Genomic DNA, 23360 nt, shown 5'->3' with positions numbered 1-23360 from the left:
ATAAAATGGGAAAGAAAAAGATGAGGGGAATGGTGCGTCGGTGAAAGTACTAGTTCTGAATGGACCGAATCTGAATCGGCTGGGAAAAAGAGAGCCGGGGATCTATGGGGCGGAAACCCTAGAGGATGTGGAACGCAAGCTGCGGGATGTTGCGGGCGATTCTCTAGTGGAAGTCCAGTTTTTTCAGTCGAATTCAGAAGGCGCTTTGATTGACCGTATTCATGATGCGGAGGATGAAAGCGTCGATGGCATCATATTCAATCCGGGTGCATTTACCCATTATAGTATCGCGCTGCGTGACGCTGTGGCATCGGTTACTGTACCGGTCATCGAGGTCCATATTTCAAACATACATAGCCGGGAAGCATTTCGACAAACGTCCGTCATCGCCCCTGTTTGCATTGGCCAATTATCGGGCTTTGGCACAGATGGCTACGAACTTGCCCTCCAGGCGTTCCTTCTCCGAGGAAAAGGGGTCAAACTATGAAACTGGCGAAATTGAGAGATTTGCTGAAAGAAAAAGAGTTGGACGCATTACTCGTTACCAATCCATACAACCGTCGTTATATCACCGGATTTACCGGGACTGCAGGTGTTGCAGTCATTTCAAAAGAGGATGCTGTGTTTATTACCGATTTCCGTTATACGGAACAGGCAGCCAAGCAAGTATCAGGCTTCCGCATCGTTAAACATGAGAAAACGATCATTGAAGAAGTTGCAGAGCAAGTGAAATCAATGAATATCCATACGCTTGGATTCGAGAAAGACGATGTTTCATTCGGCATGTATGAGTTGTATAAAGAGAAAGTGAATACGGACCTACGTCCGGTTTCTGGCATCATTGAGACACTTCGGATGGTGAAAACCCCTGAGGAGATCGAAATCCTCAAGCAGGCTGCGAAAATTGCAGATGATGCTTTCGCTCACATTTGCACATTCATTAAGCCGGGCGTGACGGAACTGGAAGTGTCCAATGAACTGGAAATGTTCATGCGGAAGCAAGGGGCGGAATCTTCTTCTTTCTCAACTATCGTCGCTTCTGGTGTTCGAGGGGCATTGCCACATGGCGTTGCTTCGGACAAAGTGATTGAGTCGGGTGACTTAGTGACACTTGACTATGGTGCATTGTATAATGGCTATATTTCTGATATCACACGGACGGTGGCAGTTGGTGAACCGTCTGCGCAATTGAAGGAAATCTATGAAGTGACACGTGTTGCCCAGCAGTTGGCTTTGGAACAGATCAAACCGGGTATGACAGGTATTGAAGCGGATGCCGTGGCTCGCGACTATATCAAGTCAAAAGGGTATGGCGATGCATTCGGCCATTCCACAGGACACGGTATTGGTCTTGAAGTGCATGAAGGGCCTGCGTTGTCCTTCCGTTCGGAAACGGTGCTCGTACCAAATATGGCTGTAACGGTTGAACCGGGCATTTATCTGCCAGGCATTGGAGGCGTCCGTATTGAGGATGATATCATCATGACGGAAACCGGAAATGAACGCTTGACGCATTCAACGAAAGAATTAATTATCCTATAATGTTCAAAATGGAGGAAACAGCATGATTTCAGTAAACGAATTTAAAACAGGTTTGACAATTGAAGTGGACGGCGACATTTGGCGCGTTATTGATTTCCAACACGTTAAGCCAGGTAAAGGAGCTGCTTTCGTCCGTTCCAAATTGCGTAATCTGCGTTCTGGAAACGTGAACGAAAAGACGTTCCGTGCGGGTGAGAAAGTTGGAAAAGCACAAATCGACAACCGCCGTATGCAATATTTGTATGCAAACGGAGATGACCATGTATTCATGGATAACGAATCGTATGAACAAATTGAGTTGCCATCCAACCAAATCGAAGAAGAATTGAAGTATTTGAAAGAAAACATGGAAGTGCATATCATCTCATACAAAGATGAAGTGCTTGGTGTTGAACTTCCATCAACGGTTACATTAGAAGTTGCTGAAACAGAACCAGGCATTAAAGGCGACACGGCAAGCGGTGGATCAAAACCTGCAAAAATGGAAACGGGCCTCGTTGTTCAAGTTCCATTCTTCGTTAACACAGGTGATAAATTGATCATTAATACTGAAGAAGGCGAATACGTTTCAAGAGCATAATTTGTACTAAAACACTTTGCATTCCTGACACATGGAGTGTGAAGTGTTTTTTTTGTTCGAAGAGGAACCTCCTTAGTGAAAGACGGTCTCATATTTCCTGCCCATGCCTCATACGTTAAAACAGGAGGGGGAAACCGTTTGGAATTGAGCGATTTATTAAGGATTGCGGGCATTGGTCTCGTCATCGGTTTTCTACATGTATTTTTTGAGCAAACAGGAAAAAAGGAATTCTCGTTTTTCCTTTTCTTTCTTGCTTACATATACATTGCGGTTGAAATGCTCCGTTTCCTGCGAATCTTTTTTGCGGAAATCGCTGAGTTTTTCCAATGGCTTTCGTTGGCGATGTAAATGTTCACATTATTCCAGATGATTGTCGTTTATGTTGTTCTGCTCATTATTGCGTATGTTGCGCCAGGATTGAAACCGATTTTGTATGCAGCCATTTTTTTTATCCTGTTGCTCTATATTTTCAGCATGTTCCTATTGCCGTTTGGTCAAACCATCATTGGATTATTCGGTATTATGCCGGGTCCTTATGTCAAATTGCTCGTGGGCAGTGCCTTACTCTTTATTCTGTCTGAATTGGTAGCGATGCATATAAGAGAGGAAGGTTACGGATCGATCGCCTCTTTGTCGCAGCTGGCAATGAAAATTGTCATTTTGACGTTATGGATCCCTCATTTGAAAGCAATGATCGATACACTCTCATCACTCATTACTAAATGAACGGAAGAAAATTCTATGCTGTCATTTTTCTTATCTGTTGTTAGCACTGTACTTTCCTCATTCATTATCGTATTGCTCGTTACCTTCATCGTCCTGTTGCTTAATTTTCTATTTCCCGCCTTTTCCAAGTGGACGAGGCTGCTACTATTCTTAGTCGTAATTGCCGTCGTGCTACGGCCTGCATTTGACCAGTTTATCGCCATCCGAGAGATTACCCATACAGTCGCAATGACATTCATTTCTGTTTATCCACTTCTTACAGCAAGTATCGTCGCATCTGGCGGAACATTCGGTTTACTTAATTTTCAACCGGCCATGTTGCTGTTTGCGAACGGCATAGTCGTTCTTTCGGAAAAGATTCTGATTCCGGTACTTGCCGCAGCACTCTTGTTTGATATCCTTTCCCGCCTTCAGCCGTCCATGCCTTTTACCAAGATGTCGGACTTGCTGAGAACAGGCCTGCTCGGTGCTGTCTCCGCGATTGTTGCAGCCTATGCCATTTTCATTACGACAGGCGGGACGATGTCCTGGGCACTATCCGGCGTCACCAGTGAGCCGATCAAAGAATTGATTAAACAAAATATCCCTCTCATTGGATCACTGATGACCGACAGTCTCGGGGCGATGGGGCGGTATACATCGGGAGCCAGCGTCTTCATCGGAGGTTGGCTGATTATGACCGTCTGGACGGTCGCTCTCCTACCGACTTTGAAAACGTTGGTGACAGGCTTCCTCTACCGATGGACAGCAGCTTTAATTGAACCGTTTGCCAATGAAGATATTACAGGGACGCTTGATGATATCGGGAAGACGCTGTTTGTGCTATGTGCGATTTCCTTTTTGGTCGCATTTGCGTTTATCTATACAGCAATCTTTTCGATAATCATTATCAAATTAATGACAAGCGTGAAATGAGTGGTTGCTATCGTACAGTTTATGAGTGGAATATTGCTGTTGTCGGTTCTATCTGTCGTGCTGCCTTTATTGCTCCCAGATGAACTGGAAGACGATTTTCTAGATATCATGAAAATTGCAATGGGCATTTGGATAATTCATTCGTTCTCCACAATTTTTGGTCATAGCCTGTGGTGACCAAGCATACTGTTAAACATAGATGACTACCCATATCCGGCTCAAAGAAATGAAATGGTGATGAAATGCAGAAAACAAAAAGAAAAACATTTCCTTTATTGCTAGGTTCCATTGTTGTTCTTGTCATCATATTCATCAACACGACACTAGGATCGTTTGGGGGGGAGAAAGGAAAGGGGGAGGAGAGCCGGGAATATGCAGAACTTGAAAAGGCGTTGATGAGTATTGAAGGGATTGGGGAAGTGATCATCTATCCTCATTATGAAAAAGGCGTAAAGCCTGCCGACCCGCTCTCGGACTATTTTTCACTGTCCGGCCGTTCCAATAAGACAGGCAATCCGCTGCAAGGGATTTTAGTTGTGGCGGAGGGGGCAGATGATATGAGGATGAAAAGCAGAATGAAGCAAATCCTTTCATCGGTACTGCAGCTGCCTGAACATCGAATTGTCATCGAAGAAATGAAGAAAAGGGGGACTCAACTTGAAAGCGAATAAACGAACAGTATGGTTTTTAACATTACTCAGCCTGGTAGCGGTCATCTCCATCTATTATTTAAACAGAGAAGCGCCGATGCAGTTTGATGGGCTCGCGATTTTTGGAGATAAAGATTCTGATGCCATCACATTGACCAACACGAAAGACGAAACGAAGCCAGTCTTTGCCGAGTCTGTCCTATTTGAAGAAATGCGGATGCAAGTCCTGGACGAGCGAAGCAAGTTGAAGGAACAATTAGAGGCAAAGACACTTTCTTCAGATTACACGGTCGAGGAGAAAAATGAAGCCTTTAATGCGCTGGAGGATCTGACGAAACAAACGTCAGCAGAAGCATTAATGGAAATGCAAATCAAAGCGCTGGGCTATCCGGAAGTGTTCGTCCGTAAAGATAACGGCAAGGTCGATGTGACTGTGCTCGCCCAAGAAGGCCATTCGAAAGAACTGGCAGATGAAATCACAAAGTACATTATGGCGAGCTGGGATGATACTCGCCAAGTAAAAGTAGACTTCACTGGAAACTGAGCATTTTAGGATTCAAAATATAAAAAGGCTGTATATGACAGCTGTTTATACAAAAGAAGTATGCTCCAATTCTCAAACTTTGCCAAGAATGAATGGCAATACTTTATTAAAAGGCCCATTATTAGGGTCTTTTTTTGTTTCTGTCGTACATAATAACCTTTATCTATTTCATTCTTTCGTAAAAACGTCTAAAATAAAGGGGAAGGGATTCTAAATATATCGTAGTCAGGAGAATCGAGTCATGTTAAAAATCCAAGAAATTCGTGAAATAATTAAATTGATCGATCAATCATCTATTGAAAAATTTACATTTGAATCTGAAGGAACAAAAATCAAACTTGAAAAGGCTGGCGTCCAACAAGTGACTGTCGCCCCACAAGTCCAAAAAACTGAGTATGCGCCAATTCAGCAGCCAGTAGTGGAACAGCCCGCTGCAGCACCTGTTGCTGCGCCGCAATCAGAAAGCCAAGAGCAACAGCCCGCTGCAGCTCCAGTTGAGAAAGTGCAAGAGGATGCTTCCTTGCACAAAATTACTTCGCCAATGGTAGGAACCTTTTACAAAGCCTCTTCGCCTGACGCACCTCCGTATGCTCAAAAAGGCGATCAAGTGAAACCGGATACTGTCGTTTGCATCGTTGAAGCGATGAAACTGTTTAATGAAATTGAAGCAGAAGTTTCCGGAGAAATCGTGGAGGTTCTTGTGGAAGATGGGCAGCTCGTCGAATACGGACAACCTCTCTTCCTCGTCAAAGAGAATTGAGGAGGAGTTTCAAATGAAAAAAGTGCTAATTGCAAATCGTGGTGAAATCGCAGTACGGATCATTCGGGCATGCAGGGAAATGGGAATTAAAACAGTGGCAGTCTTTTCGGAAGCAGATGAGGAAGCCCTTCACGTTGAACTTGCAGACGAAGCGTATTGCATCGGACCAAAGCTTTCCAAAGACAGCTACTTAAACTTTTCCAATATCATCAGCGTTGCGAAATTAACGGGATGTGACGGCATTCACCCAGGCTACGGCTTTCTCGCGGAGAATGCGAGCTTTGCGGAGCTTTGCGAAGAAGTGAATATCGAATTTATTGGACCGACTGCTGCGGCCATCTCAAAAATGGGTACAAAAGACGTTGCCAGAGAAACGATGCGCCAAGCGGGAGTTCCGATTGTACCTGGATCGGACGGTATTGTTGCTGATGAAGTCGAAGGTTTAGAAGTCGCGAAACAAATTGGTTTTCCGGTCATTATTAAAGCGACAGCTGGTGGCGGCGGTAAAGGGATCCGCGTCGCAAGAAATGAAGAGGAACTTGTAAAAGGTATCAAGATCACTCAAAAAGAGGCAGCTGCCGCATTTGGCAATCCAGGTGTCTACTTGGAGAAGTTCATTGAGGAGTTCCGACATGTTGAAGTGCAGGTGCTAGCCGACAAGCATGGTAACACGATCCATTTGGGTGAGCGGGACTGTTCCATTCAACGTCGCATGCAGAAACTTCTGGAAGAAGCTCCGTCACCGGCCCTTACACCTGAATTGCGCCAAGAGATGGGAGAAGCTGCAGTAAAAGCGGCTGAAGCTGTTAATTATCGCGGGGCAGGAACAGTGGAATTCATTTTCGATCATATTAATAAAAAGTTCTATTTCATGGAAATGAATACGAGAATTCAAGTAGAGCACCCTGTCACGGAAATGATCACTGGCATTGATTTAATTAAACAACAATTGCTCGTGGCGGCAGGTGAACAGCTGGCATACAAGCAAGAAGATATTAAAATTAACGGTTGGGCAATTGAATGCCGGATCAACGCGGAGAATCCAGAGAAAAACTTCATGCCATCGCCGGGGAAAGTGACGATGTATATGGCTCCTGGAGGCTTCGGAGTCCGCGTGGACAGTGCGATGTACCCTGGCTACTCCATTCCCCCGTATTATGATTCGATGGTTGCTAAGTTGATCGTCCATGGTGATACGAGGGAAGAAGCGGTTGCCCGGATGAAACGTGCGCTTGGAGAATTTATTATTGAAGGCGTTAATACGACGATTCCATTCCACTCGAACTTAATGGACCACGAGGTCTTTAAGTCAGGAGATTTTGATACGAAGTTTCTTGAAAAATATGATGTGATGAAATAAGGGAGATGCCGATTTCTTCGGCATTCCTTGGCATAGCATGATATCCGAGGAGGAGATTTGGTATGGCAGAAAAGACAAACCCATCATTTGTCGGAAAAGATCCGGACGGACATGCGGCGCTTGGCCGTGTGCAACTAGCGCCTGAAGTGCTGGAAGTCATCGTCGGTATCGCGACAAATGAAGTGGATGGCGTAGCAAAGACAAAAGGCAATTTTGCCACAGGCGTTGCTGAAAAATTTGGCAAGGTGATCCATGGCAAAGGCGTTAAAACGGATTGGTCGGACGAAGAATTGAAGGTTGATATTTATTGTGTCGTCGAATACGGCCATTCCATACCGGAAGTCGCAACAAACATTCAAAAACAAGTTCGTCATGCCATTTACCATATGACTTCGCTCGAAACGAAAGAAGTGAATGTCCACATTACTGGCATCGACTTCGACGTGGCATCGGACACAAAATAGTGCATGCCGGACGATGGGATGCACTCATCGCATCCATGACTGCGCTTCGAACAGTCCTATGGAAATCCGGGCAAAGAAAAGCATCGTCTTCGGATGATGCTTTTCAACTTGTTATGCTATATAAATACTCGTAGGATATGCTATGATTAAGCCCGAGATATACAGTAGTGGAGGAGAAGACTGAATGAAACGAAGAGAAGCCAGGGAAAAAGCGGTACAGACGCTTTTTCAGTTGGATAATACCGAATTGACCGCGGATGAGGCGATTGCTTATGTAGTAGAACGGCCGATTGATCCATTTTATGAAAAGTTGGTGCGCGGCACTGTAGAGCATTTGTCGGAAATTGACGAACAGTTGATTGGTAAATTGGAAAAATGGTCGTTGGACCGGTTGCCGAAAATTGAGAGGACTGTATTGCGCTTGGCAGCTTTTGAATTGCTGTTTGGCGGAGATGTGCCGCATAAAGTCGTATTAAACGAAGCAATCGAGCTTTGTAAGCTGTACGGAGATGAAAAATCAGGACGATTTGTAAACGGTGTTCTTTCGAAATTCGAAGAACAAGAATAATTATTGTCTGGAGGAATCAGTGATGACTGGCAAAGTGATTGATGGACGTGTAATCGGCAAGGCTATTAGGGAAGAGGTAAAGCAGAGTGTCGGCAAACTGGTGCATAAAGGGTGCCAGCCAGGACTTGCGGTCATTTTGGTAGGTGATAATCCTGCCTCGCAAACCTATGTGAAAAACAAGGAAAAGTCGAGCATTGAAGTCGGAATGAAGTCAGTCCTCATCGAACTTCCTGAAACAGTCTCGACGGACGAGCTGTTAGGCAAAGTGGAAGAATTGAATCAGGACGAAACCATTCATGGAATTCTTGTGCAGTTACCGTTGCCGAAACATATAGATGAAGATTTGATCATCGGTTCAATTACACCGGCGAAGGATGTGGATGGATTTCACCCTGTAAATGTTGGAAAGATGATGATTGGACAAGAGACATTCCTGCCCTGCACTCCACATGGCATCATGGCTCTGCTGGAACGATCCGGCGTCGATCTCGAGGGGAAACATGCCGTAGTCATCGGACGAAGCAATATTGTTGGCAAACCAATGGGTCAATTGCTGCTCCAAAAAAATGCTACTGTCACCTATTGTCATTCCAGAACAAAAGATTTACCCAGTTATACAAAACAAGCCGATATTCTAGTTGTCGCCATCGGGATTCCAAAATTCATTACGGCTGAGCATGTAAAAAAAGACGCGGTCGTTATCGATGTCGGTATGAATCGTGATGAAAACGGCAAGCTTTGTGGGGATGTCGATTATGAAAAAGTGAAAAATGTTGCATCAGCTATTACGCCCGTCCCTGGCGGAGTAGGTCCTATGACCATTACAATGCTATTGAAAAATACATTGTTAAGCGCTGAGAAGGCTTGCAAAAGCCAATCCTGATGCAGCAAAAGCAAGCGGAAGGCGGATGCTTTCCGCTCGAAATGCGGAAGCCATTACCTTGTCCATTCTTTTTTGGAGGTGAAAACTGATATGACCGGTCTTCCATACTTATCTGTCAACGCATTAACCAAATACATAAAAAGAAAATTTGACGCCGATCCGCATTTGCGGAATGTTTTCGTTAAAGGCGAGTTATCGAATGTCAAAGTCCATCCGAGCGGTCATATCTATTTCACTTTGAAAGATGACAAGAGCCGGATTCAATCCGCAATGTTCCGATCCAATGCTTCCCAATTAAAATTCAAACCTGAAGAAGGAATGAATGTCCTGTTGACAGGTGATGTCAATGTCTATGAAGCGAGTGGCCAATACCAATTGTATGTCCAGACGATGCAGCCGGACGGTATTGGTGCTCTTTATTTGGCATTTGAACAGCTGAAAGAAAGTCTAGGGAAAGAAGGATTATTTGATCCTCGCTGGAAACAGCCATTGCCTCCTTTACCCAATAAGGTCGGTGTCGTCACTGCCCAGTCCGGTGCAGCTATCCGGGATATTTGTTCAACGATAGCCCGTCGGTACCCGTTGGCTGAAATAATTCTGTTCCCAGCAATTGTGCAAGGACCTCAAGCAGCTCCTTCTGTTGTTAAAGCAATTGCTCAAGCTGAATCTTTCGGTTCCATTGATGTCTTAATCGTTGGCCGCGGTGGCGGGTCCATTGAGGATTTATGGGCTTTTAATGAAGAAATTGTGGCTCGAGCTATATTCTCCTCTAAAATTCCAATTATTAGTGCGGTCGGTCATGAAACCGATACGACAATAGCTGATTTCGTGGCTGATCGCCGAGCTCCCACACCTACCGCGGCAGCAGAAATGGCTGTCCCTTCCAAAGAGGAGCTATTTGAACGGATTTTAGAGAGAAAACGGTCCCTATATCTATCGCTTTCAAATCAGATTAAACATGAGAGAAGACGCCTGTCTGTCTGTGAAACTTCTTATCCATTCCAGTTTCCAGAGAGGCTCTATCGGCCGTTTACTGAGAAATTGAGTGTCTTAGAGGACAGGCTCTATCGAAGCGGGAGAGAAATCACAACGAAACGGAAGATGGAACATCAACGATTGGACAGAATCCTTGCATTTTATTCACCTGCCCAAAAGATCGGCGAGGAACGGCGAAATATCGACCGGCATACGGAAAGAATGAATCTGGCTGCGAATCGCTTTCTTCAAACTCGACAGGAGCGTTTCACCTCGTCCATCCGGATGTTAAAAGCGTTAAATCCACTCCAGGTCATGGAACGGGGTTTTTCGGTCACTTATCAGGAAGGACAGGTCGTGAACAAAGCGGCTCAGCTTCAAGCAGGAGATTCGGTACAGATCCGGCTCCAAGATGGCATGGTGGAAGCAGATGTAAAATCGGTACGATTGAACGAAGAGGGGGAGAAATAAATGGAAAACGAAAATCTTCGTTTTGAGGAAGCGATGCTCAAATTGGAAGAGATCGTCCAGCGGTTGGAAACTGGTGATGTGCCCTTGGAGGATGCGATATCTCTATATAAAAAAGGAATGGAGCTTTCGCAATACTGCCATGGCAAATTGCAAGATGCGGAAAAGCAATTGATTTCGGTCATTGATCCTGAAGGGCAGCAAAGACCGTTCAATCCGGAAAAAGGGGCCGAAGCCAATGAATGAGAGACTAAAACGGTTCATAGATGAAAAGATGCCAATAATTGATCAAGCGATGGAAGGTATGTTGGAGGAAGCAGAAATCCCTTCCTCACTGAAAGAGTCCATGGCCTATTCCATCCAAGCGGGGGGCAAACGGATCCGGCCAATGCTCGTTCTAGCCACACTGGAAGATCTGCAGGCAACTTCTGAAGATGCAGTAGCCGTAGCCTGTGCTGTTGAAATGATCCATACCTATTCGCTTATCCACGATGATTTGCCGAGTATGGACGATGATGACTTTAGACGAGGTAAGCCGACGAACCATAAAGTATACGGCGAAGCAGTCGCAGTGTTGGCGGGCGATGCGTTGCAGACATTGGCATTTAAACAATTATCAACATTGAAAGATACCCATCCGCAAGATGCTCTTCGAATCATTGCCTTGCTGGCGGATGCCTCCGGACCAAGTGGGATGGTCGGCGGACAAGTGCTTGATATTGAAGGGGAACATCGCTCCCTATCACTTGACCAATTAGAGACGGTGCATTTGCACAAGACTGGCGCGCTTCTTTCATTTTGCATAGAAGCCGGTGCCATCTTGGCTAAAGCAAACGAGGAGCAAATTGAAAAACTGAAGGATTATGCGAAAAATATCGGTCTCGCATTTCAAATAAAAGACGACATTCTGGATATCACCGCTACTACCGAACAGCTTGGAAAGACTGCCGGCAGCGATGCTGAAAGAGAGAAATCGACGTATCCTGCGTTGCTGGGGCTCGAAGGAGCAGAAGATCGTTTGCGTAAGCATCATCATTCGGCTTTGGAATCAATAAAATTCCTTACTGATGATCAGCCGCTTTTAGGCCTTTTCGCTGATTATATTGTCGATCGCAATGCCTGAAGCGGAAAACGTTTGAATTTATCTCATCCCTTCGGACCAATATGTTGTATTGGGAACCCTTCTTGGTATAATGAAGAAAGCGCTGTTGGAATCGTGGCAATCAATTAATGAAGGTGCGTGATAATGATGGATCTCACTCAGATTAAAAATCCATCTTTCGTTAAAAATCTCGATAAGGACCAATTGACGGAGCTTGCAGCTTCCATCAGAAAATTCCTCATTGAGAATTTATCTGTAACCGGTGGTCATATCGGACCGAATCTTGGCGTAGTCGAGTTGACAATCGCGCTTCATAAGATGTTCGATAGCCCGGAAGATAAAATCATATGGGACGTAGGGCATCAGGCATATGTCCACAAAATTTTGACTGGCAGAGCCGGTGATTTTAATACCTTGCGTCAGTTCAAAGGGCTCAGCGGTTTTCCAAAGATGCTGGAGAGCGAGCATGATGTTTGGGAGACTGGGCATAGCTCGACATCCCTTTCCGCCGCAATGGGTATGGCGGCCGCTAGGGATATTCAAAAAGGAAAGAATTATGTCATCCCTATTATTGGGGATGGTGCTTTAACTGGCGGAATGGCACTTGAGGCATTAAATCATATCGGCCATACACAGACGAATATGACTGTTATTTTAAACGATAATGAAATGTCCATTGCACCGAATGTCGGAGCCCTTCATGCTGTGTTAGGAAAGCTCCGTACAGCTGGGAAGTATAATTCAGTAAAAGACGAGTTGGAATATATCTTGAAAAAGATTCCGGCCGTTGGAGGAAAAGTCGCATCAGCTGCGGAACGTGTCAAAGATAGTTTGAAATATCTTCTCGTTTCCGGTGTATTTTTCGAGGAACTCGGCTTTACTTATTTAGGTCCTGTCGATGGTCATGATTTCAATGATTTGGAACGGAATCTGCAATATGCGAAAAAGATGGAAGGTCCAGTCCTTCTTCATATCATTACGAAGAAAGGAAAAGGCTACCGTCCGGCAGAGGATGATAAAATCGGCACATGGCATGGCACAGGCCCATACAAAATTGAAACGGGTGATTTTGTAAAATCGGTGTCGGCTGGCCCTGCATGGAGCAGTCTTGTTTCTGAAACCGTTAGGAAAATTGCCCGGAAAGATGAGCGTGTCGTTGCCATTACTCCGGCTATGCCGGTTGGCTCGAAATTGGAAGGGTTCGCAGCTGAGTTTCCAGATCGCTTCTTTGATGTTGGCATTGCCGAACAACATGCCGCCACGATGGCAGCAGGCCTTGCGACACAGGGAATGAAGCCGTTTCTCGCGATCTATTCGACTTTCTTGCAGCGGGCGTATGACCAAATGCTGCATGATATAACAAGACAGAACTTGAATGTATTTATTGGAATCGACCGGGCCGGCCTAGTGGGCGCGGATGGCGAAACGCATCAAGGTGTATTCGATATCGCATTTTTACGCCATATGCCGAATTTAGTGCTCATGATGCCTAAAGATGAGAATGAAGGACAGCATATGGTTAAAACTGCATTGGAATACGACCAGGGTCCAATCGCTATGAGATATCCACGAGGCAATGGAATTGGCATTCAAATGGATGAAGAACTTAAAACAATTCCAATCGGTACGTGGGAAGTTTTGCGTGTCGGGACAGATGGAACGATTCTGACATTCGGTACGACAATCCCGATGGCTTTGGATGCAGCGGAGCAACTGGCTGCTAAAGGCATAAATGTGCAAGTGGTGAATGCAAGGTTTATCAAACCGTTGGATACGGCAATGCTTGATTATTTATTCGCGGCAGGCAAACCGATCATCACCTTGGAGGAAGCTGTATTGGCAGGTGGGTTCGGAAGCGCTGTCATCGAATATGCACATGATACGCTAAAGGGTCCCACGCCAATTAGACGAATGGGTATACCTGACCAATTTATCGAGCATGGCAATGTAGATAAACTTCTTGAGGAAATCGGCATGACATCCGAAAACCTGGCCCGTATGATGGAAGATTTCATACTTGAACAGAAGACGGAAAGGGAAATCGTATGACAGGCCCACGAAAGGAACGGGTCGATATCCTGCTAGTCGAACGTGAGTTAGCGGAAACCCGTGAGAAAGCAAAGAGATCCATCATGGCAGGTCTCGTCTTTTCAGGCGAGACCAGGATGGATAAACCGGGAGAAAAGATTTCGGTTGACGCTCCCTTGATCGTAAAAGGGTCTGCTTTGAAATATGTCAGCCGGGGCGGATTGAAGCTGGAGAAAGCATTAGAGGAGTTCGACGTATCTGTCGAGGGAAAAATCATTTTGGATATTGGTTCTTCAACCGGAGGTTTCACGGATTGTGCACTGCAAAATGGTGCTGCGCATTGCTATGCTCTTGATGTCGGGACGAATCAGTTGGCGTGGAAAATCAGGCAGGATTCCCGTGTGACGGTTATGGAACGGACAAATTTCAGGCATGCAACCCTGGATCAATTCCAGATGGGACGTCCACAGTTCGCGACCATTGATGTGTCGTTTATTTCCCTCGGATTAATCTTTCCTCCTCTTAAGCAAATTTTGGAACAGGATGGCGATGTCATCGCCCTCGTGAAACCACAGTTTGAGGCTGGAAAAGAAAACGTCGGGAAAAAGGGAATTGTCAAAGACCGAAACATCCATTTGGATGTATTAAGAAAAGTTGCCGATCTTGCGATACAAGAAGGGTTCTCTCTTTGCGGAATGTCATATTCACCGGTAACGGGCGGGGAAGGGAATATAGAATTTCTTTTTCACTTGCGTTCAGAAGAACACCCGGCAACCCGTTTTGAAGAAGAAAATTTCAGAGCGTTGATCGCAACCGCACATGATGAATTGACGTAACGCGCAAACTTGCGCGTTTTTCGTCTTATGGAATAAAAGCCGCACTACTATGGTTATCGGAGTGATGAGTATGAACAAAGGACAACGGCATATCCGCATTCGAGATATTATTACAAACAATGAAGTGGAAACACAGGACCAACTGGTCGATAAACTGAAAAGTGCAGGCGTAGATGTCACGCAGGCGACAGTGTCGCGCGACATTAAGGAGCTGCATCTCATTAAAGTGCCTTTGCCGGATGGCCGTTATAAATACAGTTTGCCGCAGGTCCATAAATTCAATACTGAAGATAAGCTCCGCCGGATGATGGCGGATGCTTTCATTAGTATCGACAGTGCAGGGTATTTCATCGTTTTGAAGACCTTGCCGGGCAACGCGCATGCTGTAGGATCGCTGGTTGACAATTTATCGTGGGATGAAATGCTTGGCACCATTTGCGGCGATGATACGTGCATGATCATTTGCAGGGATGAAACAGTAACGCAGGAAGTGAAGGAAAGATTACTGTCCATGATCTGAACAAACTTTCCTCTTTTTTAGGAAGAGGGGACATGACGGCTTTCGCGTTAAGGACGAGAACTGCGTTCGTTTATGCGTTGTTCGGCTGAGCTTGTATGGAGAAACGGTAAAGGCTCAGCTTCACGAAAGTGTTCAGTACTGTTAGGGTCAGTATTACTTAGCTGCAAAAGGGGGGACAAGTGGTGTTACGGGAATTATCGATCCGGAATTTTGCCATCATCGAACATCTTGAAGTGACATTTGATGGAGGCCTCACTGTATTGACAGGTGAAACGGGTGCCGGCAAATCGATCATAATCGATGCTGTTCAATTGCTTGCAGGAGGAAGGGGCTCTTCAGAATTCATTCGCCATGGGGCACCAAAAGCCGAGCTCGAAGGATTATTTGTGCTGGATGACCCGAATCATCCTGTTTTTTATAAATTGCAGGAGGCTGGTATCGAATCTGACGAGGGTATGATTATTTTACGCCGCGACTTGAATGCCAATGGGAAATCAACTTGCCGAGTTAATGGCAAGCTGGTCACAATCGGCATACTTCGGGAAATCGGTGCCCAGCTAATTGATATTCATGGCCAGCACGACAATCAGGAATTGATGATGGAAAAGCGCCATATCTATTTGCTAGACCATTTTGCGGGGGATGCGTTGAAAAGGGCGCATGTCAATTATTTGGAGTTATATTCAGCTTATATGAAGCTGAAGAAGAAGCTGGAGGCAGCCACAGAGAACGAACAACAGGTGGCCCAGCGAATTGACCTCTATTCCTTCCAATTAAAGGAGATTGATTCAGCTGGTCTTGTCATTGGAGAAGAAGAGGAGTTAGAGGCTGAACAAAACAAATTACAGCACTTTCACCGTCTTTTTGAACGGTTAAATACTGCTTATGAATCGATTAGCGGAGACATGCATGCATTGGACTGGGTAGGATCTGCGATGAGCGATTTGGAAGATGCCGCCTCGGTTGATACATCGCTAGCTGCACATGCCGAATCGGTAGCGACCAGCTTCTATACTTTACAGGATACAGCCCATGATCTAAAGAATTTGATTGACCAAATGGAATTTGATCCAGGACGTTTGGATTTTGTGGAAAGCCGGCTGGCGCAGCTTCTTACGCTGAAACGTAAATATGGCAGCACTGTAGAAGATATCTTGCTGTATCGTGAGAAAATTGCTGATGAATTGGATCAATTGATAAATCGGGATGAACGGCTGGAAAAAGGAAAGGAAAAGCTGGAGCAGCTAGTCCAAGATCTTGAAGTGGAAGCTATGGAACTTTCCTTAATCAGGAAAGATGCGGCAAAGCAGTTGGAAACCGCAATTTTGCAACAGTTGAAAGAGCTTCATATGGAAAAAGCTACTTTTGACGTAAGGGTGACCCAACAGCCGGGCGTTTTTGATATGAACGGTTTTGATGATGTTGCTTTCTTTATCTCAACGAACGTCGGCGAACCGATGAAACCGCTCGTTAAAGTTGCATCCGGTGGAGAATTGTCCAGGATCATGCTGGCTCTTAAGACAATCTTCTCAAAACATCAGGGAATTACGTCGATTATTTTTGATGAAGTGGATACAGGTGTAAGCGGACGGGTCGCACAAGCCATTGCCGAAAAGATCGCCATGATTGCGACGCATTCGCAAGTCCTGTGCATTTCACACTTACCGCAAGTCGCTGCAATGGCGGATCACCATTATCTTATTAAAAAAGAAGTGAAGGATGACCGTACGACAACAGCCATTTCTGAAATTACAGGAATGGACCGGACAAAAGAGTTGTCCAGAATGTTATCTGGTGCGGAAATTACTGAATTGACCTTGCAGCATGCTGATGAATTGCTGTCCCTGGCAGACAATCGTAAAAAAGCATTTCGTCCTTAAATTGGCTGGTACCCGTGAGAAAACGTGCATACTCAAATGTACGTTTTTTCTTTTGCCTGCAAATCGTTTACCTGGCTACGTTTTATGGCTTCGATGAATAAATCATATGGATAGTGTATGTACTTTTACCGCATCCTATTATGGATAATTACATTGGCCGTACGTAAATCATGTCGTTTTGCTTGAATTACCCTCTTATAACATCCCGGCGAACGGACATACCATAAGTATCTTAAATGAGGAGGTGAACTATGGGATGGAATAGACGACTCAAGCTGACTGTTTCGTTTGCCGCACTGTTATATTTATTGCCATATCATTATGACAAAGCTGCTGCGGAAAGCGGTTCAGTCATTCCGATGGGAGAGTCCATCGGCATCCAAATGGATTTGTCCGGCGTGTTTATAACGGGTGACGTGCTGATAAATGACGAAATTTGGTTGAAAGCCGGCGACTCCATCCGCCAGCTAGGCGATAAAGAAATTAAAACAGTTCAAGATGTTGAAGGCATCTTACCAAAGGTTAAACAGGAACAGATCCGCTTGCTCATTGTTCGCGAAGGCGAAGAGAGCGAATTGAATGCCGACTCAAATGCCCTTAAACGCCTTTTCCCGTTTTTGAAAGACCGTACGGAAGGGACAGGTACTTTAACGTATGTTGACCCTCAAAAAGGGACCTACGGGGCCTTAGGCCATCAAATCGTCGATAGCTCATTGAAATCTCCACCTTCCTTTACAGATGGAGCGATCTATCTTTCGGAAATCGAACAAATAAAGAAAAGCGTGCCGGGAGTACCGGGTTATAAAATATCTTCCATCGTTAAAGATGGGGATTATTTAGGGAAAATCAAGACCAATGGAATTTACGGCATATTCGGAACGTGGAATGATGCCTCAAAGAAAGTGTTAGCCGCTCCTTTAAAAATTATGCAACCGTCTGAGCTTCAACTCGGGGAAGCTGAAATCTATACTACCGTCAAAGGAACAGAAGTAGGTAAATTCAGCATCAAAATCACTAAAATCGAGGAAGAGCAGTTCCATTTCATATTGACTGATTCAAAATTGCTTGCGGAAACAGGAGGCATTTTGCAGGGAATGAGCGGAAGCCCTGTCATTCAAAATGGAAAATTTGTCGGGGCCGTTACCCATATGTTTGTGGACGAACCCAAAAAAGGAGCAGGTCTTTTCCTTGTCACAATGCGGAATGGTGAAAAGTAATCGCGGCTTGAGGCGAATTCAGCTATCCAGTTGGTTGCAATTTAGCTGTAAGGTGACAGGCGCAGGAAGGAAAATGCTTTTTCCTTCCTGCCGCTTTACATAATGACAGCATTTTCTTGCGTTCGGAAAAACGGTGAAGTTAGTCGAATTTTAGGGAAATCATAATACATAAGATGCATTTTTTAGTTCATGAGAGGATTCTTCAAGCTTTTGTCGAAAATTTCCTAAGCACAGGACGATAAAATCAATATGGACATTATTTAGGGGGATTGGAATGGAGAAAGTAAAAATTGCAATTGCGGATGACAATAAGGAACTGGTTCGGACGATGAAGACTTTTCTTGAAAACCAGGCTGAATTTGAAATTATTTGGACTGCGCACAACGGCAAAGTCTGTTTATCAATGTTACAAGAGGAAGTCCCGGATATATTATTACTCGATATTATCATGCCCCATCTGGATGGCATCGCTGTGCTTGAAACGTTGAAAGCTGATGCAGAATACAGTGATATGCATGTCATCATGCTGACGGCGTTTGGCCAAGAAGATGTCATGTCACACGCAGCCAGTTTGGGAGCCTCCTATTTCATGTTAAAACCATTTGAACTCGATCGGCTTGTGAATCAAATATTTCAAGTGGCAGGCACGCAAAAACCTGCAAAACAAACGAGTCAGGAAAATTCTGGTTCAGATGAAGGCCCAATTAATCAGAAAATGCTTGATACGACAATCACTTCCATCATCAAGGAAATTGGCGTCCCAGCCCATATTAAAGGTTATGCATTCCTTCGAGAAGCGATCCAAATGGTATATATGGATGTGGATTTGCTTGGATCTGTTACTAAAGTCCTTTATCCGGATATTGCTGAGAAATATAAAACAACTCCATCACGAGTGGAACGCGCGATTCGGCATGCAATTGAAGTTGCATGGAATCGAGGTAATTACGATGTTATTTCGAAAACCTTTGGATATACAGTTCACCATTTAAAAAGTAAACCTACAAACAGTGAATTCATTGCGATGATTGCAGATAAGATTCGTATTGAGCATATGGCCAGCTAACAGCAATTATGAATATATTTATTAATCTTTTTCTAAGCCGACGAGTGTGCGTTTTCGTTGGTTTTATTTTTTTGTTATAAATATCGTAGTCAATGATTGAAAAACACAAAGAATTTCCTTTTATTGCTTTGTATCCTTTTAACTATCCAAATAGTCGGGTAAATCGATTATAATGAATATAAACATTGGAGGTGAGGAATGTTGCTGCAAGAGAACGATTACTTCGACTTGTATGTTGTAGATGAAGTAAATGTATTTTTACGCCTGAAAAAAGGAGGATTCCCAATAAAATCCTTCGATCGGATCATCCAACAACATCCAAGAATCAAGATCCAATCATTCCCTATCCTGAAGAAAGCGCTTACAGAAGTGGAAAAAGAACACGTAATCGGAACTTATCTTCCGTTGATGGAAATAGAGGTCCAGTCCGATCGAATGAAGGCGCAACTCTTTTTAAATGTGACAATGGAGGAATTTGAAAGTAAACGCGAGGAACTGCTACGTCAGGCAGAGGAGAAAATAGATGATCTCGGAATACGATTTGGCAGGGTATCACTAAATTCAGTGCCATTCATTCCGGGTGCGCCAATTACCATTGCCATCGGCAAAGAGCCTGTCCAAGGGGCGGACGCAAAAATCACTTATTTGGATCGTCCGGAGCGGAAGCCAGTTATTCGAGAAGATGGGTCAGCAGACTATTATGAGATGAATTTTGTCACACATATTCATCAAGGTGATTGGCTCGGAGAAAAAATCCTGCCGCAAGAAGGATCGCCTGGAACGGATATCCTCGGCAACGAGATTCCAGCTCCTAGAGGAAGTGATGCCAGACTGGAATACGATAATAAATCAGTCTTTGAAGTGGAGGAAGGAAATAAAATCGTCCTGCGCGCATCTCATAGCGGTGCGTTGGAGTTTCAACATGGAATTATTAGCGTAGGAGCCCAGCTAGTGATCAATGGAGATGTTGGACCTGAAACGGGTTCCATTACATTCGATGGAGCAGTCCGTATACTTGGTACGGTCCTGGCAGGATATTCAGTCAATGCCACAGGGGATATTTCGATCGAAGGCAAAGAAGGTGTGACGAACTCAAAAGAAATTTGTTCTTCCGAGGGAGATCTCTACATTAAGGGCGGCGTCTTCGGCGGCGGCATGTCTGTCATTGAGGCGAAGGGAGATATCTTTCTTAAACATGCAAACAATTGCAAAATATTCGCTTCTAATGTCCATGTCGGTCTCTATATGCTCGGGTGTGAAGTGGTGGCGGAGCGGGTACATGTGGATATGAACCGGGGTAAAATAATCGGCGGCCATATCGAAGCCATGTATACGATTGGTTGTGCATACGCTGGAAACCAGCATGAACGTACGACTCATCTCCATGCCAGAGGAGTGGATAAAGACTTGATTTATAAGGAAATTCAGCACTTGGCTCAAGAGTTGAAGGAAATTCAGGCGACCACACGCAAGCTCGAGGAGCATTCCGGAAAGTTCGAAGCAATGGCTGACCAGCTGGCTGGTCAACAAGCCGATGCGCTTGAGAAGGTGCAGCAGTCAATCGAGTCAGGGCACGAAAAAATGTTGGAGCTCGATAAAGAAATTCAACTAGGTATGAGGAAAATTAGAAATGCGATTCCTCCTAAGATTGAAGTATCCAAAGAGGCTTATCCGGGGGTAGTGATTCATATTGGAACTAAATCGACGACGCTGACAAAGACGGCAAAGGGTGTCTTTGAAGTCTTTGATAATGTGCTCAATGTCTAGACCACTCGTTTTCGCTCATCGTGGTGCATCCGCGCATCGGTTTGAAAACACCGTGGCGGCGTTCAAGGAAGCTGTTCACCTTGGTGCGGATGGTCTGGAAATTGATGTCCAAATCACGAGTGATGGTTTGCCGGTCGTCCTCCATGATCCAGGTTTACAGCGAGTGGCCGGACGGCGGCAGTCTATAGCGTCGATGACTTCGAATGAACTTCGGCAGATCCGGGTCGGAAAAAGGTTTTGGCGGTTGTTCTTCGGCAGTCAAATCCCTACATTAAGAGAAACAGTGTCATTCTGTTTATTGCATCAACTCGCATTGAACATTGAATTGAAGGAAACAGTTGTAGAGAATCCAGAATCACTCCCGGGTATTCTGGAAATGGCTTCTTTGCTGGATCATGTGCATTTTTCCTCTTTTGATTACGGAATACTTCAACAAGTTAAAGTGTTGGAGCCGAAGATGGAAACGGCTTTGTTGCTGAAGAAACGTCAACTTACGCCTGAACTCCTGAATGGCTTTGAAGTCGATAGTTTTCATTTTCATAAAAGGCTGTGGAAGCATCCTTTCCAAGAGATGCTGACTGACTCAGGGAAAATTCTTAGAATGTATGGAGTCACAGGGAAGGAGCCATCCCTTCAAGAAGATGGACGAATTTCAGGTTGGATCACAGATTATCCTGAACGTTTTGTCGTCCAAAAAGGGAATAACGCGTAAAAAAGCAGTCGGATTGATATCCGACTGCTTTTTTAAATTTCACAGCAGAGCCTATGTAATACCTTTTAACCGGTCAACGCTTTTCCTGAAACTTCTCCTGAACCCGTCCTTTTCTTCGATCGCGCCTTAGCAGAAAGCCGGCGAAGAAGCCGAGACCAGCAGCGAACAAGAGAAACCCGATCAAAAACTGCAACCAGATAAACGGGAACGGACTGAATAAGATCCCGAACAAAGAATCCCTCATCAGCTTGATGCCAAAAGCTGCCATCAGACCTGGTATGAGAAGGACGATAAACGCCGCCAAACGGGCCATTGTTAACAACTCCTTATCGATTTTAATTTTACCGTGTCATCAATTATTGTCAAGAAAGGAGTTATGGTGTATGATAAAAATGGATTTGCAAAAGATTGCATTCTTGTTAAAGGAGATTGAATATCCTTGCAAAAAGTTCTTATTATTGGAGCAGGGAATGGCGGCTCCGCATTATTGCATCTCATTAGCAAATTAGATTTCATGCAAGTGTTCGCAATTGTGGATCAGGATGAAAATGCTCCTAGCTTACAACTTGCCAAGAAGCTTGGTGTGCGAACAGGGAAACAATGGGAACCGTTTTTAAAGGAACCAGTCAACATCGTTTTTGATGTTACAGGTGACCCTGCCGTTTTTCCGGCATTAATGGAACGCAAACCGCCGGGAACTATGCTTGTGCCTGGTTCGGTGGCTAATTTAATCGTTCATTTATTGAACGAGAAGAATCATTTTATACAACAAGTCCAAACTGAGATTCATAAGCAGCAGCTCATCTTCAATTCAGTTGAAGAAGGGATGATCGGCATTAATGCAAAAGGGAAAATTGATTTTATCAATGAAAGCGCTTGCAGGATGCTTGGCGTCCAGAGCAGGCGGATTATTGGCACGCCAATTGAAGAGATAATTCCCGAAAGCAAACTTGTAAGGGTTTTCAAATCGGGGAAAGTCGAATTGAATGAGGAACTCCAACTGCCAAATGGGTTGAAAATAGTCAGCTCTAGATTCCCTCTTTTCACTTCGGAAGGAGAAAAAATCGGGGCGTTCGCTGTGTTTAAAGATGTGTCTGAAGTCTTGAAGCTGGCTGAAGAAATTACTGACTTAAAACAAGTGAAAACTATGTTGGAAGCTATTATTCATTCGAGCGATGATGCCATTTCAGTAGTAGACGACAAAGGCAATGGCATCTTGGTAAATCCTGCTTATACCAGGATTACCGGACTATCTGAAGATGAAGTGGTCGGAAAGCCGGCTACCGTCGATATCAATGAGGGCGAAAGCATCCATATGAAAGTGCTGAAGACAAAAAAGCCTGTGCGTGGTGTCAACATGCGTATTGGAGAATCCAATCGGGATGTCATTGTTAACGTGGCTCCGATTATAGTCGACCAGCATGTTATGGGCAGTGTGGGAGTCATTCATGATATAACAGAAATGAGAAGTCTTATGCGTGAGCTCGATTGGGCTCGCTCTATTATCAGGAAGCTTGAATCTACATATACCTTTTCAGACATCAATGGAAGTTCTCCGGATATTGAGCTTGCGATTGAACAAGCTAAAGTTGCCGCAGCAAAATCCTCGGTCCCAGTTCTGCTCCGAGGCGAATCGGGGACAGGCAAGGAACTTTTTGCACACGCTATCCATTCGGGCAGCGATCGCAAAATCTATAATTTTATCCGGGTGAATTGCAGCATCATCGACCCGGCCATCATTGAAAAGGAATTGTTCGGTGAGGATGAGGACGATGAAGGAGGAAGGGCTGGACTGCT

26 protein-coding genes are annotated in these 23360 nt (G+C 44.7%); 25 read left to right on the top strand and 1 reads right to left on the bottom strand.

Annotated elements, in window-relative coordinates; translation table 11 throughout:
- Positions 1-40: 40 nt before the first annotated feature.
- The 24 genes from aroQ (at position 41) to NCCP2222_RS00655 (ending at position 21563) form a co-directional block, all read left to right on the top strand.
- Positions 41-487, top strand: coding sequence for a type II 3-dehydroquinate dehydratase (gene aroQ, locus NCCP2222_RS00770; RefSeq protein WP_248508701.1), 447 nt, complete (start codon positions 41-43; stop codon positions 485-487).
- A complete protein-coding gene (locus NCCP2222_RS00765) occupies positions 484-1542 on the top strand; it encodes a M24 family metallopeptidase (protein ID WP_248508699.1) in 1059 nt (352 codons plus the stop codon). The genes aroQ and NCCP2222_RS00765 overlap by 4 nt, the downstream gene beginning before the upstream one ends.
- Before the next feature lie 22 nt (positions 1543-1564).
- The gene (gene efp / locus NCCP2222_RS00760) at positions 1565-2122 is read left to right on the top strand and encodes an elongation factor P (protein ID WP_248508697.1); all 558 of its coding nucleotides are present in this window, start codon (positions 1565-1567) and stop codon (positions 2120-2122) included.
- Between the two features lie 138 nt (positions 2123-2260).
- Positions 2261-2470, top strand: coding sequence for a SpoIIIAC/SpoIIIAD family protein (locus NCCP2222_RS00755; protein WP_184210116.1), 210 nt, complete (start codon positions 2261-2263; stop codon positions 2468-2470).
- The gene (locus tag NCCP2222_RS00750; protein WP_248508695.1) at positions 2471-2848 is read left to right on the top strand and encodes a SpoIIIAC/SpoIIIAD family protein; all 378 of its coding nucleotides are present in this window, start codon (positions 2471-2473) and stop codon (positions 2846-2848) included.
- 15 nt (positions 2849-2863) lie between these two features.
- A complete protein-coding gene (locus NCCP2222_RS00745; RefSeq protein WP_248508693.1) occupies positions 2864-3763 on the top strand; it encodes a stage III sporulation protein AE in 900 nt (299 codons plus the stop codon).
- Positions 3764-4005: 242 nt separating this feature from the next.
- Positions 4006-4434, top strand: a complete 429-nt coding sequence (locus tag NCCP2222_RS00740) for a hypothetical protein (protein WP_248508691.1) — start codon at positions 4006-4008, stop codon at positions 4432-4434.
- Positions 4421-4957, top strand: coding sequence for a SpoIIIAH-like family protein (locus NCCP2222_RS00735; RefSeq protein WP_248508689.1), 537 nt, complete (start codon positions 4421-4423; stop codon positions 4955-4957). The genes NCCP2222_RS00740 and NCCP2222_RS00735 overlap by 14 nt, the downstream gene beginning before the upstream one ends.
- Before the next feature lie 241 nt (positions 4958-5198).
- Entirely contained in the window at positions 5199-5717 is a 519-nt protein-coding gene (accB, locus tag NCCP2222_RS00730; RefSeq protein WP_248508686.1) for an acetyl-CoA carboxylase biotin carboxyl carrier protein, read from the top strand.
- Positions 5718-5730: 13 nt separating this feature from the next.
- Positions 5731-7077, top strand: a complete 1347-nt coding sequence (accC, locus tag NCCP2222_RS00725) for an acetyl-CoA carboxylase biotin carboxylase subunit (RefSeq protein ID WP_248508684.1) — start codon at positions 5731-5733, stop codon at positions 7075-7077.
- A gap of 62 nt (positions 7078-7139) precedes the next feature.
- Positions 7140-7541: an Asp23/Gls24 family envelope stress response protein gene (locus NCCP2222_RS00720; protein ID WP_248508683.1), complete on the top strand. Its 402-nt coding sequence runs from the start codon at positions 7140-7142 to the stop codon at positions 7539-7541.
- 184 nt (positions 7542-7725) lie between these two features.
- Positions 7726-8109, top strand: a complete 384-nt coding sequence (gene nusB / locus NCCP2222_RS00715; RefSeq protein ID WP_238081908.1) for a transcription antitermination factor NusB — start codon at positions 7726-7728, stop codon at positions 8107-8109.
- Between the two features lie 22 nt (positions 8110-8131).
- On the top strand, positions 8132-8992 hold the full coding sequence (folD, locus tag NCCP2222_RS00710) for a bifunctional methylenetetrahydrofolate dehydrogenase/methenyltetrahydrofolate cyclohydrolase FolD (protein WP_248508681.1): 861 nt from the start codon (positions 8132-8134) through the stop codon (positions 8990-8992).
- A 90-nt stretch (positions 8993-9082) separates the two neighbouring features.
- A complete protein-coding gene (xseA, locus tag NCCP2222_RS00705; RefSeq protein WP_248508679.1) occupies positions 9083-10438 on the top strand; it encodes an exodeoxyribonuclease VII large subunit in 1356 nt (451 codons plus the stop codon).
- Entirely contained in the window at positions 10439-10681 is a 243-nt protein-coding gene (gene xseB, locus NCCP2222_RS00700) for an exodeoxyribonuclease VII small subunit (protein ID WP_248508677.1), read from the top strand.
- Positions 10674-11558, top strand: a complete 885-nt coding sequence (locus NCCP2222_RS00695) for a polyprenyl synthetase family protein (RefSeq protein WP_248508675.1) — start codon at positions 10674-10676, stop codon at positions 11556-11558. Before xseB ends, NCCP2222_RS00695 begins: the two co-directional genes overlap by 8 nt.
- Positions 11559-11684: 126 nt before the next feature.
- On the top strand, positions 11685-13586 hold the full coding sequence (dxs, locus tag NCCP2222_RS00690) for a 1-deoxy-D-xylulose-5-phosphate synthase (protein WP_248509752.1): 1902 nt from the start codon (positions 11685-11687) through the stop codon (positions 13584-13586).
- A complete protein-coding gene (locus tag NCCP2222_RS00685; protein ID WP_248508673.1) occupies positions 13583-14401 on the top strand; it encodes a TlyA family RNA methyltransferase in 819 nt (272 codons plus the stop codon). The genes dxs and NCCP2222_RS00685 overlap by 4 nt, the downstream gene beginning before the upstream one ends.
- 70 nt (positions 14402-14471) lie before the next feature.
- Positions 14472-14921, top strand: coding sequence for a transcriptional regulator AhrC/ArgR (ahrC, locus tag NCCP2222_RS00680; RefSeq protein WP_248508671.1), 450 nt, complete (start codon positions 14472-14474; stop codon positions 14919-14921).
- Positions 14922-15103: 182 nt separating this feature from the next.
- Entirely contained in the window at positions 15104-16801 is a 1698-nt protein-coding gene (recN, locus tag NCCP2222_RS00675; RefSeq protein WP_248508669.1) for a DNA repair protein RecN, read from the top strand.
- Positions 16802-17052: 251 nt separating this feature from the next.
- A complete protein-coding gene (locus tag NCCP2222_RS00670) occupies positions 17053-18018 on the top strand; it encodes a SpoIVB peptidase S55 domain-containing protein (RefSeq protein ID WP_248508667.1) in 966 nt (321 codons plus the stop codon).
- A 274-nt stretch (positions 18019-18292) separates the two neighbouring features.
- Positions 18293-19084 (top strand): sporulation transcription factor Spo0A, encoded by a 792-nt coding sequence (gene spo0A / locus NCCP2222_RS00665; RefSeq protein WP_248508665.1) that lies wholly within the window; start codon positions 18293-18295, stop codon positions 19082-19084.
- A gap of 198 nt (positions 19085-19282) precedes the next feature.
- Positions 19283-20851 carry a flagellar assembly protein A gene (locus NCCP2222_RS00660; protein ID WP_248508664.1) on the top strand — a complete coding sequence of 523 codons (1569 nt, stop codon included), beginning with the start codon at positions 19283-19285 and terminating at the stop codon, positions 20849-20851.
- Complete coding sequence (locus NCCP2222_RS00655; protein WP_248508662.1) at positions 20844-21563, top strand: glycerophosphodiester phosphodiesterase; 720 nt, start codon at positions 20844-20846, stop codon at positions 21561-21563. Before NCCP2222_RS00660 ends, NCCP2222_RS00655 begins: the two co-directional genes overlap by 8 nt.
- A gap of 73 nt (positions 21564-21636) precedes the next feature.
- On the opposite strand, the gene NCCP2222_RS00650 is transcribed toward NCCP2222_RS00655, so the two are convergent.
- A complete protein-coding gene (locus NCCP2222_RS00650; RefSeq protein ID WP_238081879.1) occupies positions 21637-21876 on the bottom strand; it encodes a DUF2627 domain-containing protein in 240 nt (79 codons plus the stop codon).
- Between the two features lie 126 nt (positions 21877-22002).
- Between NCCP2222_RS00650 and NCCP2222_RS00645 the strand changes: the two genes are divergently transcribed.
- Positions 22003-23360, top strand: a 1358-nt coding sequence (locus NCCP2222_RS00645) for a PAS domain S-box protein (protein ID WP_248508660.1), incomplete at its 3' end; no start/stop codon positions are given.

This window comes from Sporosarcina sp. NCCP-2222, from assembly GCF_023168145.1.
Lineage (GTDB): Bacteria > Bacillota > Bacilli > Bacillales_A > Planococcaceae > Sporosarcina.
The sequence above is the reverse complement of the archived record's forward strand: the minus strand, read 5'-3'. Positions and strand labels throughout refer to the sequence as shown.

Coding starts and splice junctions, on each gene's coding strand:
- NCCP2222_RS00740 (WP_248508691.1), top strand. CDS start 4,006: ATGCAGAAAACAAAAAGAAAAACATTTCCTTTATTGCTAGGTTCCATT.
- spo0A (WP_248508665.1), top strand. CDS start 18,293: ATGGAGAAAGTAAAAATTGCAATTGCGGATGACAATAAGGAACTGGTT.
- NCCP2222_RS00750 (WP_248508695.1), top strand. CDS start 2,471: ATGTTCACATTATTCCAGATGATTGTCGTTTATGTTGTTCTGCTCATT.
- NCCP2222_RS00660 (WP_248508664.1), top strand. CDS start 19,283: ATGTTGCTGCAAGAGAACGATTACTTCGACTTGTATGTTGTAGATGAA.
- dxs (WP_248509752.1), top strand. CDS start 11,685: ATGGATCTCACTCAGATTAAAAATCCATCTTTCGTTAAAAATCTCGAT.
- NCCP2222_RS00650 (WP_238081879.1), bottom strand. CDS start 21,876: ATGGCCCGTTTGGCGGCGTTTATCGTCCTTCTCATACCAGGTCTGATG.
- efp (WP_248508697.1), top strand. CDS start 1,565: ATGATTTCAGTAAACGAATTTAAAACAGGTTTGACAATTGAAGTGGAC.
- xseB (WP_248508677.1), top strand. CDS start 10,439: ATGGAAAACGAAAATCTTCGTTTTGAGGAAGCGATGCTCAAATTGGAA.
- accC (WP_248508684.1), top strand. CDS start 5,731: ATGAAAAAAGTGCTAATTGCAAATCGTGGTGAAATCGCAGTACGGATC.
- NCCP2222_RS00685 (WP_248508673.1), top strand. CDS start 13,583: ATGACAGGCCCACGAAAGGAACGGGTCGATATCCTGCTAGTCGAACGT.
- xseA (WP_248508679.1), top strand. CDS start 9,083: ATGACCGGTCTTCCATACTTATCTGTCAACGCATTAACCAAATACATA.
- NCCP2222_RS00670 (WP_248508667.1), top strand. CDS start 17,053: ATGGGATGGAATAGACGACTCAAGCTGACTGTTTCGTTTGCCGCACTG.
- NCCP2222_RS00655 (WP_248508662.1), top strand. CDS start 20,844: ATGTCTAGACCACTCGTTTTCGCTCATCGTGGTGCATCCGCGCATCGG.
- NCCP2222_RS00765 (WP_248508699.1), top strand. CDS start 484: ATGAAACTGGCGAAATTGAGAGATTTGCTGAAAGAAAAAGAGTTGGAC.
- accB (WP_248508686.1), top strand. CDS start 5,199: ATGTTAAAAATCCAAGAAATTCGTGAAATAATTAAATTGATCGATCAA.
- NCCP2222_RS00745 (WP_248508693.1), top strand. CDS start 2,864: ATGCTGTCATTTTTCTTATCTGTTGTTAGCACTGTACTTTCCTCATTC.
- nusB (WP_238081908.1), top strand. CDS start 7,726: ATGAAACGAAGAGAAGCCAGGGAAAAAGCGGTACAGACGCTTTTTCAG.
- NCCP2222_RS00695 (WP_248508675.1), top strand. CDS start 10,674: ATGAATGAGAGACTAAAACGGTTCATAGATGAAAAGATGCCAATAATT.
- NCCP2222_RS00720 (WP_248508683.1), top strand. CDS start 7,140: ATGGCAGAAAAGACAAACCCATCATTTGTCGGAAAAGATCCGGACGGA.
- ahrC (WP_248508671.1), top strand. CDS start 14,472: ATGAACAAAGGACAACGGCATATCCGCATTCGAGATATTATTACAAAC.
- folD (WP_248508681.1), top strand. CDS start 8,132: ATGACTGGCAAAGTGATTGATGGACGTGTAATCGGCAAGGCTATTAGG.